Source organism: Streptomyces sp. NBC_00878 (assembly GCF_026341515.1).
Taxonomy (GTDB): domain Bacteria; phylum Actinomycetota; class Actinomycetes; order Streptomycetales; family Streptomycetaceae; genus Streptomyces.
In genome coordinates this window covers 1,157,944-1,174,158 of sequence record NZ_JAPEOK010000001.1, presented here as the reverse complement: position 1 = coordinate 1,174,158, position 16,215 = coordinate 1,157,944, and the positions used below count along the sequence as shown (strand labels likewise).

Annotated in this window: 15 protein-coding genes; 8 read left to right on the top strand and 7 right to left on the bottom strand. The window is 70.8% G+C overall.

The window, feature by feature from the left end; all coding sequences use genetic code 11:
- Positions 1-91 precede the first annotated feature (91 nt).
- The 3 genes from OHA11_RS04720 to OHA11_RS04710 form a co-directional block, all read right to left on the bottom strand.
- Positions 92-2,476 carry a Tex family protein gene (locus OHA11_RS04720; RefSeq protein WP_266492245.1) on the bottom strand — a complete coding sequence of 795 codons (2,385 nt, stop codon included), beginning with the start codon at positions 2,474-2,476 and terminating at the stop codon, positions 92-94.
- A gap of 196 nt (positions 2,477-2,672) precedes the next feature.
- Positions 2,673-2,816: an LPFR motif small protein gene (locus tag OHA11_RS04715; RefSeq protein ID WP_266492242.1), complete on the bottom strand. Its 144-nt coding sequence runs from the start codon at positions 2,814-2,816 to the stop codon at positions 2,673-2,675.
- Between the two features lie 302 nt (positions 2,817-3,118).
- On the bottom strand, positions 3,119-3,985 hold the full coding sequence (locus OHA11_RS04710) for a hypothetical protein (RefSeq protein ID WP_266492240.1): 867 nt from the start codon (positions 3,983-3,985) through the stop codon (positions 3,119-3,121).
- A 169-nt stretch (positions 3,986-4,154) separates the two neighbouring features.
- Here OHA11_RS04710 and OHA11_RS04705 point away from each other — a divergent pair, with 169 nt between their 5' ends.
- Both OHA11_RS04705 and OHA11_RS04700 read left to right on the top strand, forming a co-directional pair.
- Complete coding sequence (locus OHA11_RS04705; protein WP_266492238.1) at positions 4,155-5,123, top strand: GlxA family transcriptional regulator; 969 nt, start codon at positions 4,155-4,157, stop codon at positions 5,121-5,123.
- Between the two features lie 110 nt (positions 5,124-5,233).
- Entirely contained in the window at positions 5,234-5,869 is a 636-nt protein-coding gene (locus tag OHA11_RS04700; protein ID WP_266492235.1) for a DJ-1/PfpI family protein, read from the top strand.
- Here OHA11_RS04700 and OHA11_RS04695 read toward each other — a convergent pair.
- On the bottom strand, positions 5,856-6,647 hold the full coding sequence (locus OHA11_RS04695) for an enoyl-CoA hydratase/isomerase family protein (RefSeq protein WP_266492232.1): 792 nt from the start codon (positions 6,645-6,647) through the stop codon (positions 5,856-5,858). The two genes, OHA11_RS04700 and OHA11_RS04695, sit on opposite strands and share 14 nt — an antisense overlap.
- A gap of 237 nt (positions 6,648-6,884) precedes the next feature.
- Between OHA11_RS04695 and OHA11_RS04690 the strand changes: the two genes are divergently transcribed.
- Positions 6,885-7,394: an ATP-binding protein gene (locus OHA11_RS04690; RefSeq protein ID WP_266506946.1), complete on the top strand. Its 510-nt coding sequence runs from the start codon at positions 6,885-6,887 to the stop codon at positions 7,392-7,394.
- A gap of 102 nt (positions 7,395-7,496) precedes the next feature.
- On the opposite strand, the gene idi is transcribed toward OHA11_RS04690, so the two are convergent.
- The 3 genes from idi to galE form a co-directional block, all read right to left on the bottom strand.
- Entirely contained in the window at positions 7,497-8,090 is a 594-nt protein-coding gene (gene idi / locus OHA11_RS04685) for an isopentenyl-diphosphate Delta-isomerase (RefSeq protein WP_266492230.1), read from the bottom strand.
- A gap of 333 nt (positions 8,091-8,423) precedes the next feature.
- Positions 8,424-9,362, bottom strand: a complete 939-nt coding sequence (locus OHA11_RS04680) for a cation diffusion facilitator family transporter (RefSeq protein WP_266492229.1) — start codon at positions 9,360-9,362, stop codon at positions 8,424-8,426.
- Positions 9,363-9,543: 181 nt separating this feature from the next.
- On the bottom strand, positions 9,544-10,551 hold the full coding sequence (gene galE, locus OHA11_RS04675) for a UDP-glucose 4-epimerase GalE (RefSeq protein WP_266492227.1): 1,008 nt from the start codon (positions 10,549-10,551) through the stop codon (positions 9,544-9,546).
- A 334-nt stretch (positions 10,552-10,885) separates the two neighbouring features.
- Here galE and OHA11_RS04670 point away from each other — a divergent pair, with 334 nt between their 5' ends.
- From OHA11_RS04670 to OHA11_RS04650, 5 genes are read left to right on the top strand one after another with little or no spacing between them, the layout of a single operon-like run.
- Positions 10,886-12,682 (top strand): DUF5941 domain-containing protein, encoded by a 1,797-nt coding sequence (locus tag OHA11_RS04670; protein WP_266506944.1) that lies wholly within the window; start codon positions 10,886-10,888, stop codon positions 12,680-12,682.
- Positions 12,679-13,431, top strand: coding sequence for a phosphocholine cytidylyltransferase family protein (locus OHA11_RS04665; protein WP_266492224.1), 753 nt, complete (start codon positions 12,679-12,681; stop codon positions 13,429-13,431). Before OHA11_RS04670 ends, OHA11_RS04665 begins: the two co-directional genes overlap by 4 nt.
- The gene (locus OHA11_RS04660; protein WP_266492222.1) at positions 13,419-14,483 is read left to right on the top strand and encodes an iron-containing alcohol dehydrogenase family protein; all 1,065 of its coding nucleotides are present in this window, start codon (positions 13,419-13,421) and stop codon (positions 14,481-14,483) included. The genes OHA11_RS04665 and OHA11_RS04660 overlap by 13 nt, the downstream gene beginning before the upstream one ends.
- Entirely contained in the window at positions 14,461-15,240 is a 780-nt protein-coding gene (locus OHA11_RS04655) for a CDP-alcohol phosphatidyltransferase family protein (RefSeq protein ID WP_266492220.1), read from the top strand. The genes OHA11_RS04660 and OHA11_RS04655 overlap by 23 nt, the downstream gene beginning before the upstream one ends.
- Entirely contained in the window at positions 15,237-16,121 is an 885-nt protein-coding gene (locus OHA11_RS04650; protein WP_266492218.1) for a glycosyltransferase family 2 protein, read from the top strand. Before OHA11_RS04655 ends, OHA11_RS04650 begins: the two co-directional genes overlap by 4 nt.
- Positions 16,122-16,215: the final 94 nt, after the last annotated feature.

Below are 16,215 nucleotides of genomic sequence, written 5' to 3'. Positions count from 1 at the left end.
ACTCTCGGCTTCGCTCGAGCGGGGGGACCCCCATGAGCGGGGGGACCCCCATCGTGGGCGCGACCAGCCCCCACTCACCCGCAGACAGAACTCAACGCTTCCCCTTCTTGGAATCACCAAGCCCGGCCCGCCGCAAAGCATCCGCCATCGCGCTGTTGGCAGGCGGTGGGGCCTGCCGAGAACCCCCGCCCGAGCGTCCCTGCCCCTGTCCCTGCCGTTGCTGCCCCCGCTGCTGAGGCGGCCGCCCACCCCGCTGAGGCCGATCCGGCCGCCCCTCGCCGGAGGCCACCGCCTCGTCGTCCAGCCGCAGCGTCAGCGAGATCCGCTTGCGCGGAATGTCGATGTCCAGCACCTTCACCTTGACGATGTCACCGGACTTCACCACGTCCCGCGGATCCTTGACGAACGTCTTGGACATCGCCGAGACGTGCACCAGACCGTCCTGATGCACGCCGACGTCCACGAAGGCACCGAAGGCGGCCACATTCGTGACGACCCCTTCGAGGACCATCCCGGAGGCCAGGTCGGAGATCTTCTCCACGCCGTCCTTGAAGGTGGCCGTCTTGAAGGCGGGCCGCGGGTCGCGCCCCGGCTTCTCCAGCTCCTTCAGGATGTCGGTCACGGTCGGCAGACCGAACGTCTCGTCGACGAAGTCGTTCGGCTTCAGCGACCGCAGCACGCCCGTGTTCCCGATCAGCGAGGCGACCTCGTTCCCCGCCGTCTTCACCATCCGCCGCACCACCGGATACGCCTCGGGGTGCACGCTCGACGCGTCCAGCGGGTCGTCACCGCCACGGATCCGCAGGAAGCCCGCGCACTGCTCGTACGCCTTGGGGCCGAGCCGGGCCACGTCCTTCAGTGCCGTACGCGACGTGAAGGGTCCGTTCGCGTCGCGGTGCGCCACGATGTTCTCGGCGAGTCCGGAGGTGATGCCCGAGACCCGGGAGAGCAGCGGGGCCGAGGCCGTGTTCACGTCCACGCCCACGCCGTTCACACAGTCCTCCACGACCGCGTCGAGGGAGCGGGAGAGCTTCACCTCGGACAGGTCGTGCTGGTACTGGCCGACGCCGATCGACTTCGGGTCGATCTTCACCAGCTCGGCGAGCGGGTCCTGGAGACGACGGGCGATCGAGACGGCGCCGCGCAGCGACACGTCCATGCCGGGCAGCTCAGCCGAGGCGAACGCCGACGCCGAGTACACGGACGCGCCCGCCTCGGACACCATCACCTTTGTGAGCTTCAACTCCGGGTGCTTGGTGATGAGTTCACCGGCGAGCTTGTCCGTCTCGCGGGACGCCGTGCCGTTGCCGACGGAGATCAGCTCGACCGTGTGCTCCTTGGCGAGGCGGGCGAGCTTGGCGACAGCCTCGTCCCACTTGTTCGCCGGGACGTGCGGGTAGATGACGTCCGTGGCGACGACCTTGCCGGTCGCGTCGACCACGGCCACCTTCACGCCCGTACGGAAGCCGGGGTCGAGGCCCAGCGTCGCGCGCGTGCCCGCCGGGGCGGCGAGCAGCAGGTCGCGCAGGTTCGCCGCGAAGACGTTGACCGCCTCGTCCTCGGCGGCCGTGCGCAGCCGCAGCCGCAGGTCGATGCCGAGGTGCACGAGCAGGCGGGTCCGCCAGGCCCAACGGACCGTGTCCGTCAGCCACTTGTCGGCCGGACGGCCACGGTCGGCGATCCCGAAGCGATGGGCGACGATTCCCTCGTACGACGACGGGCCGGGCTGCTCGGAGGGCTCCTCGGGCTCCAGTACGAGGTCGAGGACGTCCTCCTTCTCGCCGCGCAGCATCGCGAGGATGCGGTGCGAGGGCAGCTCCTTGAAGGGCTCGGCGAAGTCGAAGTAGTCGGCGAACTTGGCGCCCGCCTCCTCCTTGCCGTCCTTCACCTTGGCGGCCAGCCGGCCCCGCACCCACATGCGCTCGCGCAGCTCGCCGATCAGGTCGGCGTCCTCCGAGAAGCGCTCGGTGAGGATCGCGCGGGCGCCGTCCAGAGCGGCCTGCGGATCGGCGACGCCCTTGTCGGCGTCCACGAAGGCCGTGGCCGCGGCGATCGGGTCGACCGACGGGTCGCCGAGCAGCCCCTCGGCCAGCGGCTCCAGGCCCGCCTCGCGGGCGATCTGCGCCTTCGTGCGCCGCTTCGGTTTGAACGGCAGGTAGATGTCCTCCAGCCGCGCTTTGGTCTCGGCGCCACGGATCTGCGCCGCCAACTCGTCGGTGAGCTTGCCCTGCTCACGCACCGAGTCGAGGATCGCCGTGCGCCGCTCCTCCAGCTCCCGCAGATAGCGCAGCCGCTCCTCGAGCGTGCGCAGCTGCGCGTCGTCGAGCATCTCGGTCGCTTCCTTGCGGTAGCGGGCGATGAAGGGCACCGTCGATCCGCCGTCGAGCAAGTCGACGGCGGCCTTGACCTGCCGCTCCCGTACGCCGAGTTCCTCGGCGATCCTGCCTTCGATGGACCCTACGAGGGGTGTCGTCACGATCCCGTACCGCCTTCTTCACTGAGGTTGCGCGGCAATTGTGGCAGGTGGCACCGACAACGGGGGATCAGGGCGGCGAACAGGTCATCGATACGGCGCCGGATCAGCGCCGGATCAGCGGCGGAACACGCGGGGAGCCGGACACGCCCATGGCGTCTCCGGCTCCGGTGACAGGTCGCGGGGCGTGGGTCGCGGGTCAGGCCCTGCGAGCCCGTCCGCCGCGCCGCGTCGACCCGGCGGCGCCGCCGAACAGCCGGGCCAGGGCCCGGAACGGCAGCGTCACGACCGTGGCGACGGCCCCGCCGATCTGGCGCACCACGTCTGCGATGGCACGGAACACGTGTTTCCCCTTTCGTCTCCCGACCGGCCCGGCCGGGAGACGCACGAGTACCTCGAACCGGGGTCCCGAATCCCGGCCCGCCGGGCAAGCATCATCCGCAAGCCACGCGCACGTGCCGGACGACGGGCCCGTCCGCCCCGGCCCTACGCGCGCGTGCCCGGACGAAACACGGCGGGTCCACCGAGGTCCTACGGCCGGTCCACCGAGGTCCTACGCGCGCGTGCCGGACGGCAGGTCGGTCCGGCACGGTTCCACGCGCGCGTGGCGGACGACACGGCCGGTCCGCCGCGGTCCCGCCACGCTCAGTCCTTGCCGACCATGCCGTCCGGGAACGCCCCCGCGGCCATCGCCGCCATGAGCACCCCCGTGGCCAGTTCGGTGAGGCGTTCGACGCCCGGGGCGCCCAGGTGCGTGTACGGAGCAGCGTCGAGGCGGTCCGTCCGCGCTTCGATCTCCTTGCGCAGGGAGAGCCCGGCCTCCGTCAACTCGCCTTCGGTGTTCAGCAGTCCGCGCTCCCTGAGCCGCCCGCTCGCCGCGTCCCAGTCCGCGCGGGTCCAGCCGCGCGTGGCGAGAACCCACTTGGGCGCCATTCCCTTGCCGGTCGCGGTGTGGCTCACCAGCGCCTCCAGGGGGTCGAGTGCCGCGTCGAGCAGCACCGCGAGATGCCCGTCGCCGCGGTGCTCGCGCAGCAGCGTGGCCGCATGCCACAGCGCGAGGTGCGGCTCGTCGGGCACCGGCAGATCCGCGTGCGCGGCGTACAGCGGGCGGGCGGTACGCGTGCACGCCTCCGCCGCGCGCAGCGCGAGCTCCGCCGCCTCCGCGACCTCCTTGGACGCGATCACCTCGTCCCCGAGCAGCCGCCGCAGTGTCGCGTCCACGGCACGCGCGCGTGCCGCGAGCACCGCCTCCGGAGAGGCGGTCCGCCACACCTCGGGCACATGCCGCGCCACCAGTTCATGGCGGAAGTTGTAGAACGTCGCCGTCACCGTGCCCGCGCCCACCGGCCCCATGGCAGCGGCACGCACCGCGAAGTACGCGGCGTTGCGGTCCGTGACACCCACCCCGGCCAGCTCCTCCGCGAGATCGGGCGAGAAGTAGTGCGTCGAGTGCAGGGGATTGAGGGCGTTGTGACATCGGCGTCCGGCGCGCTCCGGCAGGGCAGTGGTCATGCCGCGCACGTTACCGACTGGTTGGTACGCATGGAATGGCGGGGCGACGATCGACCCGGCCTTCCGGCTCCGCCGCCCGGCCCAGCTGGTCCGCCACCTGACGCCGATGGCAGGAAAGGTGGGTTATTCGTCATTGCGGCCATACCGTCTCCCGCGAAGAATCGAGGCCATGGCGTACCGAACCGTCCTCGTCGTCCTCTTCGACGGCGTCCAGAGCCTCGACGTCACGGGCCCCGTGGAGGTCTTCGCCGGCGCCGACACCTACGCCGGCGAGCCTGGGGAGACGTACCGCCTCCACACCGCCTCCTTGAACGGCGCTCCCGTACGCAGCTCCAGCGGTCTGACCCTCGTCCCGGACCACGCCCTGGCCGAGGCCCCGGCCCCGCACACCCTGCTCGTCCCGGGAGGCAGGGGCACGCGTGGTCCCGATCAGCGGGTGATCGACTGGCTGCGCGAGCACGGCCCGCGCGCCGACCGCCTGGTGTCCGTCTGCACCGGGGCGATCCTGCTCGCCGAGGCGGGCCTCCTGGACGGCCGCCGCGTGACGACCCACTGGGCGTACTGCGACCGGCTCGCCCGCGACCACCCGGCCATCGAGGTCGACCCGGACCCCATCTACGTACGCGACGGCCACGTGGCGACCTCCGCCGGTGTCACCGCGGGCATCGACCTCGCCCTCGCGCTCGTCGAGGAGGACCTCGGCCGGGACGCCGCGCTCGCCGTAGCCCGCTACCTCGTCGTCTTCCTCCGGCGCCCGGGGAACCAGGCCCAGTTCAGCGCCCAGCTCTCCGCACAGACAGCCCGCCGCGCACCACTGCGCGACGTCCAGCACTGGATCACCGAGCACCCCGGTGACGATCTGTGCGTCGAGTCGCTCGCGGCCCGCGCCCGCCTCTCGCCCCGCCAATTCGCCCGCGCCTTCCAGGCCGAGACGGGCATGACCCCGGGCCGCTACGTCGACGCGGTCCGCCTCGAACACGCCCGCCGCCTCCTGGAGGACACGACGGAAGGCGTCGAACAGATAGCCCGGGCCAGCGGCTACGGCACGACGGAGGCAATGCGCCGAGCGTTCGTCAGGACCCTGGGCTCAGCTCCGGCGGAATACCGCCGCCGCTTTCGACCGTCACCGGCTCGGTGATGTGGATGCCGGTCCCAGGCGCGCCCCTTGGGGGCGCGGGGAGCTGCGCGACCAGCCCACGACAACCCGCAGATCACCCACTGGCGCCCGCCCTCGACCGAAAGGCACCCATGCACATCGCCATCGTCCTCTTCGACCGCTTCACAGCCCTGGACGCGGTAGGCCCCTACGAGACACTGGGCCGCCTCCCGGACTCCGAAACGGTCTTCGTCGCCGAGCACCGGGGACCCGTCCGCACCGACACCGGCAATCTCGCCCTCATCGCCGACAAGACCCTCTCCGAGGTCCCGAACCCCGACATCGTCGTGGTCCCCGGCGGCCCCGGCCAGACCCCGCAGATGGAGAACGAGGCGCTCCTCGACTGGCTGCGCGCGGCGGACGCCACGAGCACCTGGACGACATCCGTGTGCACCGGTTCGCTGCTGCTCGCGGCGGCCGGGCTGCTGAAGGGCCGCCGCGCGACCTCCCACTGGCTGGCCCTCGACCACCTGACGAACTTCGGCGTCGAGCCGACCGGAGAGCGGGTCGTGACCGACGGCAAGTACGTCACGGCGGCCGGCGTCTCGTCCGGCATCGACATGGGGCTCACGCTGCTCGGCAGGATCGCGGGCGACGAACAGGCCCAGGCGGTACAACTGTTGACGGAGTACGACCCGCAACCGCCCTACGACGCGGGCTCACCGCAGAAGGCACCGGCCCACCTCGTCGAGCGGTTCCGCGCGAGCAGCCGTTTCAACGTGACGTAGACGTCGAGGGAGATTGAGAGTTGGACCTGGAAGTTGGCGTGGTCCAGGTGAAGTCGGGCTGCCGGCGCTCCAGGAAGGCGGCCACCCCCTCCGCGGTGTCGCCGCCGTCGCGCGCCTGCCGCGCCCAGTAGTCGTCCCGGTCCGTACGTCCGTCGGCGAACTCCTTCGCCGCGGCCTGCGTCAACTGCGAACGCGAGACGAGGATCCGGCTGAACTCCGCGACTCGCTTGCCGAGTTGGCCGCCGGGCAGCACCTCGTCCACCAGACCGGTGCGCAGCGCACGCTCCGCGTCGATCAACTCACCCGAGAACAACAGGTACTTGGCGGTGGCGGGCCCCACCAGGGACACCAACCGGCGGGTGGAGGAGGCCGCGTAGACGATTCCCAGCTTCGCCGGAGTGATCCCGAACGAGGCCGCCTCGTCCGCGAACCGCAGATCGCACGCCGCCGCGAGCTGACACCCGCCGCCCACGCAGTAGCCGCGTACGGCGGCGAGCGTCGGCTTCGGAAACGCGGCGAGCGCTTCCTCGGCCCGCACCGCCAACCCCTGTGCCTCGCCCGACGAACTCCGCAGCGAGGAGATGTCGGCCCCGGCACAGAACGTCCCGCCTTCGCCGGTGAGCACGAGCACTCGTACGACGGGGTCCGCGGCCAGCGTGTCGAGCAGCGGCGGCAGCGCCCGCCACATCGCCGCCGTCATGGCGTTGCGCTTGGCCGGATGGTGGATGACGACGGTGGCGACCCCGTCGGCGACACTGTGCAGCAGTTGCGGCTCCATGAACCGGATGCTATCCGCAGGCTTCGAACACTCGTCCCGGATCAAACCCGTACAACCCGAAGAGTTCCGAATTCGGCACAAGATGGACAGGATCAGTCGTGCGGCTGACGGTGTCATGCGTCGACGATCAGGAATCGCCGATACTCGCTGACTTCTGTTCAGTCATCCGGTACGGACCAGCGTGTTACCAACACTCGACGTGTGGTGACAATCGAGCGCAAGGGTGGCGACCGGACGATGGACGACCAGGGGCGGGGGTCCGGCCCACGCCCTGAAGGCGGCGGGGAGATGCCTCCCGAAGTGAGACCGCCGGGCCCGCTGCCGTACGAGGGAGTCTGGCGGTTCACCGCTCCGGCCGTCGACGCCTCCGTACCGCAGGCGCGGCACGCCGTCCGTGACCTGCTGGTCCGCCAGGGCGTACCCGCCTCGGACGATCTGATCCAGGGGCTCCTGCTGATCGTCTCGGAGCTGGTCACCAACGCGGTGCGGCACGCGGCACTGCTCTCCCCGATGCTCGCCGTGGAGATCGCTGTCGGCGCCGAGTGGGTGCGGGTCTCCGTCGAGGACAACCACCCCTACCGCCCGACCGCCCTGGAGGCCGACCACGGCCAGACCGGCGGCCGCGGCCTCCTCCTGGTCCGCGAGGTCACGAGGGAGGCGGGCGGAGTCTGCGACGTGGAGCACACGACGACCGGGGGCAAGGTGATCTGGTCGGCGCTGCCTCTCACACCCGCGCGAGTGATCTGAGGGGCCGCGCTGAGGTGTGCCGCGCCCCTCAAAGGGGCGCGGGGACCCGCAGACGACGAACAGGCAGTCGCCGACCCCGGTCACGAAGTCACGAACCCGCGGTCACCAACCCGCGGCGTCTCCGGTCAACTCCCTGATCGCCGGCCGGGCCGAATCCAGCACGGTCATGAACCACGCCGAGAACGAGTCCTTCGCGTGCCGCTCCGCCAGCTCGGCCGCGGTCACGAAGGCCGTGGAACCGACCTCCGCCGGGTCGGGCCGCAGAGTGGCCTGCACCATCCCGACGAAGAAGTGGTTGAACTCCTGCTCCACCAGCCCCGACTTGGGATCGGGGTGGTTGTACCGCACCGTCCCCGCTTCGGCGAGCAGCGACGGCGAGACCCCCAGCTCCTCGTACGTCCGCCGCGCGGCCGCCGCGAAGGGCGCCTCGCCGGGATACGGGTGACCGCAGCACGTGTTGGACCAGACGCCGGGGGAGTGGTACTTGCCGAGAGCCCGCTGCTGGAGCAGCAGCCGACCCCGCTCATCGAAGAGGAAGACGGAGAACGCCCGGTGCAGCTGCCCCGGCGGCTGATGGGCCGCGAGCTTCTCCGCCGTGCCGATCGTGGTGCCGTCCTCGTCGACCAGTTCGAGCAAGATGGCTTCGGCGGTGCCGTTCGACGAACTGTGCGTCGCGGTGGCAGGTGTGATCGGCATACCCATCCTTCACATCGGTCTTCGAGCCCCAAGTCTGCCGCACGAAACCGGGACTCCCGGCATCACGCGAGGTCCCGCATGTCCGGTTCCGTCCCTCGGTCGAACCGGACATCACGGCCGGTACCGGTCGGACGCCGAAAGCGGCCGGACACCTCATCGTGCCCGCTCCCACCAGGGCGGAACCGTTCCCGACGGCGGCCGTCACCGCTGCCTCCGGTACCGGGAGAACTGGCCGGATGCCGTAACCCGAAGTCGGTATCCCGTGTTCCCCGACCCCCCTCACGCGCGCGTGTCGACTCCGTCACCGAGCGTACGCCCGCCCCTCCCGGAAGCTCAATGACACAACCGCATCTCGTGCGCCGCGTGCCCGCCGGGCTCCAGCTGGAAGGTGCAGTGCTCCACATCGAAGTGGTCGCCGAGGCAGGACCGCAGCTCGTGCAGCATCTTCTCGTGACCGATGGCGTCGAGCGCCTCGGACCCGACGACCACGTGCGCGGAGAGCACCGGCAGCCCCGAAGTGATCGTCCAGGCGTGCAGATCGTGGACGCCCTCGACACCTGGCAGCGCACGGATGTGGGACCTCAGCTCCGCCATGTCGACGTCCTCGGGTGCCGCCTCCAGGAGCACGTTCAACGTCTCCCGCAGCAGCTTCCACGTACGAGGAACGATCATCAGGGCGATGACGATCGAGGCGACCGGGTCGGCGGCCTGCCAACCCGTGGTCAGGACGAGGAGCGCGGAGAGCAGCACCGCCAGCGAGCCCAGCGCGTCCGCGGCGACCTCCAGGAACGCGCCGCGCACGTTCAGGCTGTCCTTCTGCCCCCGCATCAGCAGCGACAGCGAGACCACGTTCGCGACCAGGCCGATCAGGCCGAACAGAGCCGTCAGCCCGCCTTCGGTCTCCGCCGGGGCCACGAAGCGCTGGATCGCCTCGTACAGCACGTACCCGCCCACCCCGAGCAGCAGCAGACAGTTCGCGAGCGCGGCGAGGATCTCGGCGCGCGCGTAGCCGAACGTACGGCTCCCGCTCGGCGGGTGACTCGCGAAGTGGATGGCGAGCAGCGCCATGGCGAGGCCGAGCGCGTCCGTCGCCATGTGCGCCGCGTCCGCGACGAGCGCGAGCGAATCCGCGACGATCCCGCCGACTATCTCGACCATCATGACGGTGAGCGTGATCGACAGCGCGACGCGCAGTCTCCCGCGGTACGCGCCCGCCGCCGTGCCCCCGTCGGCCGCGCGGTGCGCATGCCCGTGACTGTGACCGGCCTCCATGAGAACCCACCCTCCGAAATCGCCCCGACGCCCTGTCGGCGATCTCCAGTGAACTACGGGTGGGGGGTATACGCAACGCGGTACTGAACACCGTTGTCATATGCTCTGACCTGCGGAAACGCCTCGCAGGTCAGAGCGCGGACCGGATCGTCCGGAGGTCACCGGGACGTTGTCCGGAAGGTCATCCGGAGTGGTGCAGCCGCCAGCCCTCCCAGGCCGACTCGACCATCTCGCGCACCCCGCGGCGCGCGGTCCAGCCCAGCTTCTCGGCGGCCAGCGCGGCCGAGGCGACCGCGCGCGGGGCGTCGCCCGGCCGACGCGGCTCGACGAGCGCGGGACGGGTGTCGCCGGTGACCTCGCCGATGAGCGTCACGAGTTCACGTACCGAAACCCCCTCGCCGCGGCCGATGTTGACGGTCAGATCGCCCAAGTCGCCCAAGTCGCCCGAGTCACCAGAGTCACCGGAGTCGCCCGCCGAGATCAGTCGCCGGGCCGCCGCGAGATGTGCCTCGGCGAGGTCGGCGACATGGATGTAGTCGCGTACGCAGGTGCCGTCCGGCGTCGGATAGTCGTCGCCGAAGATCCGCGGGGCCTCGTCGCGGGTGAGCCGGTCGAAGACCATCGGGACCACGTTGAAGACCCCCGTGTCCGCCAGCTCGGGCGCTGCCGCGCCCGCCACGTTGAAGTAGCGCAGGCACACGGTCGCGATGCCGTGCGCGCGGCCCGCGGCCCGCACCAGCCATTCACCGGCGAGCTTCGTCTCGCCGTAGGGGCTCATGGGGGCGCCGGGCGTGTCCTCCGTGATGAGATCCACATCCGGGTTGCCGTAGACGGCGGCGGAGGAGGAGAAGAGGAAGCGTTCGACGCCCGCCCCGGCGACCGCCTCCAGGAGGGTGGCGAGCCCTCCGACGTTCTCCTGGTAGTAGCGCGTGGGCTGCGCCACGGACTCGCCGACCTGCTTGCGCGCGGCCAGGTGCACCACACCCGTCACCGCGTGCTCGGCGAGGACCCGCTTCAGCAACTCGCCGTCCAGCGACGAGCCTTGGACAAGGGGGATGCCCTCGGGCAGCCGTGCGGGGACGCCTGCCGAGAGGTCGTCCAGGGCGACCACGCGTTCCCCGGCCTCGGCCATGGCGCGCGCCACGTGTGCCCCGATGTATCCAGCTCCGCCTGTGATCAGCCATGTCATGGACGCTCACCCTATGCCGGTCGGCTCGCCCCGGAGCGGCGCGCGGGTCATGAGGAGCGGCACGCCGCCACGAGGTCGACGCACGAGCTACGTCATGGATTGCCGCGGAATGAGCCGTGGTTTGTGGGCCGGGGTCCGGATCCACGATGATGATCGCGGAGACGCGGTGCAGCAGACCGTGTTGATCGGGTGGTGAACGGGCGGTGAACGGGCCCTTCCCATCATCCGATAGCCTCTGCCGACATGCCGCCCGGCCGCCCATGGCCTGGGGCGTCCCCCCACCACGCACATGCCCGGCGTCGGCGTACGCCGGATCACAGAGGAGTGAGTTCGTCTGTCGACCGCCATCCTCACCGGTCAGCCGGTGCCCGGGTCGTCGCTGGAGAGCGACCTGCGGTCGCTCGGCTTCGACGTGCGGGTCGCCGCTGACGCGGCCGACGCGGAGACACTCCTCGCCGCCGTCCCCGTACACCAGCGGGTCGCCGTCGTCGACGCCCGCTTCGTGGGGCACGTGCACGCGCTGCGGCTCGGCCTGACCGACCCGCGCTTCGACGCCGCCGCGATTCCCGGCGCCGTCACCGCCCGGCCCACGGCCCGTCCGGCGCTGGCCCGGGCCCTGCGCACGGCCTCGGGTGACGCCTCGAACGGCTCGGTGGTGGTCGGCATCGTCGCCGACCACGTCGCCGAGGTGCTCGACACCGATCTGCACCGCCCCGAGCTCGGCGACCTCGTCGCCGAGGTCCCGAGGGATCCGCAGGCCCGCAACGAGGCCCGGCAGGCCGTCACCTCGGTCGACGACGAGGCGATCCGGCTGCGCACGGCCGTGAAGTCCCGCGACGGCTTCTTCACGACGTACTGCATCAGTCCGTACTCCCGCTACCTCGCCCGCTGGTGTGCCCGCCGCGGCTTCACGCCGAACCAGGTCACCACGGCCTCGCTGGTCACCGCGCTGATCGCGGCGGGTTGCGCGGCGACCGGGACCCGCGCCGGCTTCGTCGCCGCCGGGCTGCTGCTCCTCTTCTCCTTCGTCCTCGACTGCACGGACGGCCAACTCGCCCGCTACTCCCTGCAGTACTCCACGCTCGGCGCCTGGCTCGATGCGACCTTCGACCGCGCCAAGGAGTACGCCTACTACGCGGGCCTGGCCCTCGGCGCGGCCCGCGGCGGTGACGACGTATGGGCACTCGCACTCGGCGCGATGGTCCTGCAGACCTGCCGGCACGTCGTCGACTTCTCCTTCAACGAGGCGAATCACGACGCCACCGCCAACACCAGCCCCACCGCGGCACTTTCCGGCAGGCTCGACAGCGTCGGCTGGACGGTCTGGCTGCGCCGGATGATCGTGCTGCCCATCGGCGAGCGCTGGGCGATGATCGCCGTCCTCACGGCGTTCACGACTCCTCGTATCACCTTCTACGCGCTGCTCATCGGCTGCGCCTTCGCGGCGACGTACACGACGGCGGGCCGGGTGCTCCGGTCGCTGACCCGCAAGGCGCAGCGCACAGACCGGGCCGCGCAGGCACTGGCGGACCTCACCGACTCCGGTCCGCTCGCCGAGTTCCTGGCCCGCCTGACGCCCGGTGTGCGCCTCGGCGGCCCGGCCGCAGTCGCCCTGGTCGCCGGTGCGCTCGTCGTGGGGGCCTCCTGGCTTTCCCCGTACGGCAGTTGGTGGCCCGTCCTGGGCGCCGGCGGGTACGTCCTGCTGTCGCCCGTGGCCCTCCAGCGGCCCCTGAAGGGTGCCCTGGACTGGCTGGTTCCGCCGTTCTACCGGGCGGCCGAATACGGGACCGTTCTGGTACTGGCGGCCAAAGCCGATGTGAACGGGGCACTTCCTGCGGCTTTCGGGCTGGTGGCCGCTGTCGCCTACCATCACTACGACACGGTGTACCGCATCCGCGGCGACGCCGGCGCGCCGCCGCACTGGCTGGTGCGGGCGATCGGCGGGCACGAAGGCAGGACGCTGCTGGTCACCGTCCTGGCCGCGCTGCTCACCGCCACAGATTTCACGGTCGCGCTCACGGCTCTCGCCGTGGCCGTGGCGCTCGTGGTGCTCGTCGAGAGCATCCGCTTCTGGGTGACCGCCCACAAACTCGGCGCACCCGCCGTACACGATGAAGGAGAACCCGCATGATCGGCCTCGTGCTGGCTGCCGGCGCCGGACGGCGTCTGCGCCCCTACACCGACACCCTGCCCAAGGCACTGGTGCCGGTGGGACCCGAGGGCAACGAGGACAGCATCACCGTGCTCGACCTCACCCTCGGCAACTTCGCCGAGATCGGCCTGACCGAGGTCGCCATCATCGTCGGGTACCGCAAGGAGGCCGTCTACGAGCGCCGCGAGGCGCTGGAGCGGAAGTACGGCGTCAAGATCACCCTGATCGACAACGACAAGGCCGAGGAGTGGAACAACGCCTACTCCCTGTGGTGCGGCCGCGACGCCATCAAGCACTCGGTGATCCTCGCCAACGGCGACACCGTGCACCCGGTCTCCGTCGAGGAGACCCTGCTCGCCGCCCGCGGCGACGGCAAGAAGATCATCCTCGCCCTCGACACGGTGAAGTCCCTCGCCGACGAGGAGATGAAGGTCGTCGTCGGCCCCGAGGGCGGCATGACGAAGATCACCAAGCTGATGGACCCGGCCGAGGCGACCGGTGAGTACATCGGCGTCACCCTCATCGAGGGCGAGGCCGCCGACGAGCTCGCCGACGCGCTGAAGACCGTCTTCGAGACGGACCCGCAGCAGTTCTACGAGCACGGCTACCAGGAGCTCGTGAACCGCGGCTTCCAGATCGACGTGGCCCCCATCGGCGACGTCAACTGGGTCGAGATCGACAACCACGACGACCTTGCCAAGGGACGGGGCATCGCGTGCCAGTACTGACGCGGCTCATCCCCTCGCCGGTCGTCGTCGACATCCGTCCGGGGGCACTCGACGATCTGGCGACGATCCTGTCCGACCAGCGCATCGCGCCCTCCGGCCAGTTGGCCTTCGCCGTCAGCGGCGGCTCCGGTCGGCTCCTTCGCGAGCGGTTCGCCCCGGCGTTTCCCGAGGCCGACTGGTTCGACGACGCCGACGGCACCATCGACGGGGCGGTCCGGCTCGCCGACTCGATCAAGAAGGCCGGCCGTTACGACGCCGTCGTCGGCCTCGGCGGCGGCAAGGTCATCGACTGCGCGAAGTACGCCGCCGCGCGCGTGGGCCTGCCGCTCGTCGCGGTGGCCACGAACCTGGCGAACGACGGGCTCTGCTCCCCGGTCGCCACGCTCGACAACGACGCGGGCCGCGGCTCGTACGGTGTGCCCAACCCGATCGCGATCGTCATCGACCTCGATGTCATCCGCGAGGCTCCGGTGCGGTTCGTCCGGGCCGGCATCGGCGATGTGATCTGCAAGATCTCCGCCGTGGCCGACTGGGAGCTGTCGCACCGGGAGAACGGCGAGCAGGTCGACGGCCTGGCCGCCGCCATGGCCCGCCAGGCCGCGGAGGCCGTGCTGCGCCACCCGGGAGGCGTCGGCGACGACAACTTCCTGACGACGCTCTCCGAGGCGCTGGTGCTGTGCGGCATCTCGATGTCGGTGGCCGGTGACAGCCGTCCCGCCTCCGGCGCCTGCCACGAGATCAGCCACGCGTTCGACCTGAAGTTCCCCAAGCGCAGCGCCCTCCACGGCGAGCAGTGCGGCCTCGGTGGAGCGTTCGCCACGTTCCTGCGGGGTGACCACGAGACGGCCGGGCACATGACCGAGGTCCTGGGCCGCCACGGCCTCCCCGTGCTACCGGACGAGATCGGCTTCAGCGTGGACGAGTTCGTCCAGGTCGTGGAGTTCGCTCCGTCGACCCGTCCGGGCCGCTACACGATCCTCGAACACCTCGACCTGTCCACCGACCAGATCAGGGACGCATACGCCGACTATGCAAAAGCCATCGGTAGCTGAGCTCCGCCCGGTCGTCCACCCTCCGGGTGTGAAGGACCGGCGGAGCGGCGAGCACTGGGCCGGCCGGCTCTACATGCGCGAGCTCTCGCTGCGCATCGACCGGCACCTGGTGAACACCCGGGTCACGCCCAACCAGCTGACCTACCTGATGACCGTCTTCGGCGTCCTCGCCGCCCCGGCGCTGCTGGTGCCGGGCATCCCGGGCGCCGTACTCGGCGTACTGATGGTCCAGCTCTACCTGCTGTTCGACTGCGTCGACGGCGAGCTCGCCCGCTGGCGCAAGCAGTACTCGCTCGCCGGGATATACGTGGACCGCGTCGGCGCCTACCTGTGCGACGCCGCCGTACTCGTCGGCTTCGGGCTGCGCGCCGCCGATCTGTGGGGCACCGGGCGGATCGACTGGCTGTGGGCCTTCCTCGGCACCCTGGCCGCCCTCGGCGCGATCATGATCAAGGCCGAGACCGACCTCGTCGGCGTGGCCCGGCACCAGAGCGGGAAGCCGCCGGTCCAGGAGTCCGCCTCCGAGCCGCGCTCCTCCGGCATGGCCCTGGCCCGCAGGGCCGCCGCCGCGCTGAAGTTCCACCGGCTCGTCCTCGGCGTCGAGGCGTCCCTGCTGATCCTGGTCCTGGCGATCCTGGACACGGTCCGCGACGATCTGTTCTTCTCGCGGCTCGGCGTCGCGGTCCTGGCCGGCATCGCGCTGCTGCAGACCCTGCTGCACCTGGTGTCGATCCTCGCGTCGAGCAGGCTGAAGTGAGCACCGCCATGAAGGTCGGCGCGGTGATCATCACCATGGGCAACCGCCCCGAGGAACTCCGTGCCCTCCTCGACTCGGTCGCCAAGCAGGACGGCGACCCGGTCGAGGTGGTCGTGGTCGGCAACGGCTCGCCCGTCCCGGACGTCCCCGAGGGGGTACGGACGGTCGAACTGGCCGAGAACCTCGGTATCCCCGGCGGTCGCAACGTCGGCATCGAGGCGTTCGGCCCCGGCGGCACCGAGGTGGACGTCCTCCTCTTCCTCGACGACGACGGCCTCCTCGCGCACCACGACACCGCGGAGCTCTGCCGACAGTCCTTCGGGGCCGACCCGGAGCTCGGCATCATCAGCTTCCGCATCGCCGACCCCGAGACCGGGATCACCCAGCGCCGCCACGTGCCCCGGCTACGCGCGTCCGACCCGATGCGCAACTCGCGCGTGACCACCTTCCTCGGCGGGGCCAACGCCGTCCGTACGAAGGTGCTCGCGGAAGTCGGCGGACTGCCCGACGAGTTCTTCTACGCCCATGAGGAGACCGACCTCGCCTGGCGTGCCCTCGACGCGGGCTGGATGATCGACTACCGCTCGGACATGGTGCTTTACCACCCCACGACCGCCCCCTCGCGGCACGCGATCTACCACCGGATGGTCGCCCGCAACCGTGTCTGGCTGGCCCGTCGCAATCTGCCCGCGCCGCTGGTTCCCGTATACCTCGGCGTGTGGCTGCTGCTGACCCTCGCCCGCCGCCCCTCCCGGCCCGCGCTGAGAGCCTGGTTCGGTGGATTCAAGGAGGGCTGGACCAGTCCGTGCGGCCCACGGCGCCCCATGAAGTGGCGTACGGTATGGCGCCTGACGAGACTGGGCCGGCCACCCGTCATCTGACAAGCTCGAAATCTGAGAGCATTCGGGCCGTACCCCGGTCCCTGGCTTTGGCCTACGCCCGACCAGGCTGCGTATCTTGAGGACGAAAGTTTCC

Excerpts from the sequence above, each read along its gene's own strand:
- OHA11_RS04710 (WP_266492240.1), bottom strand. The coding sequence starts at position 3,985 with ATGACCACTGCCCTGCCGGAGCGCGCCGGACGCCGATGTCACAACGCC.
- OHA11_RS04690 (WP_266506946.1), top strand. The coding sequence starts at position 6,885 with ATGGACGACCAGGGGCGGGGGTCCGGCCCACGCCCTGAAGGCGGCGGG.
- galE (WP_266492227.1), bottom strand. The coding sequence starts at position 10,551 with ATGACATGGCTGATCACAGGCGGAGCTGGATACATCGGGGCACACGTG.
- OHA11_RS04695 (WP_266492232.1), bottom strand. The coding sequence starts at position 6,647 with ATGGAGCCGCAACTGCTGCACAGTGTCGCCGACGGGGTCGCCACCGTC.
- OHA11_RS04665 (WP_266492224.1), top strand. The coding sequence starts at position 12,679 with ATGATCGGCCTCGTGCTGGCTGCCGGCGCCGGACGGCGTCTGCGCCCC.
- OHA11_RS04655 (WP_266492220.1), top strand. The coding sequence starts at position 14,461 with ATGCAAAAGCCATCGGTAGCTGAGCTCCGCCCGGTCGTCCACCCTCCG.
- OHA11_RS04705 (WP_266492238.1), top strand. The coding sequence starts at position 4,155 with ATGGCGTACCGAACCGTCCTCGTCGTCCTCTTCGACGGCGTCCAGAGC.
- OHA11_RS04680 (WP_266492229.1), bottom strand. The coding sequence starts at position 9,362 with ATGGAGGCCGGTCACAGTCACGGGCATGCGCACCGCGCGGCCGACGGG.
- OHA11_RS04700 (WP_266492235.1), top strand. The coding sequence starts at position 5,234 with ATGCACATCGCCATCGTCCTCTTCGACCGCTTCACAGCCCTGGACGCG.
- idi (WP_266492230.1), bottom strand. The coding sequence starts at position 8,090 with ATGCCGATCACACCTGCCACCGCGACGCACAGTTCGTCGAACGGCACC.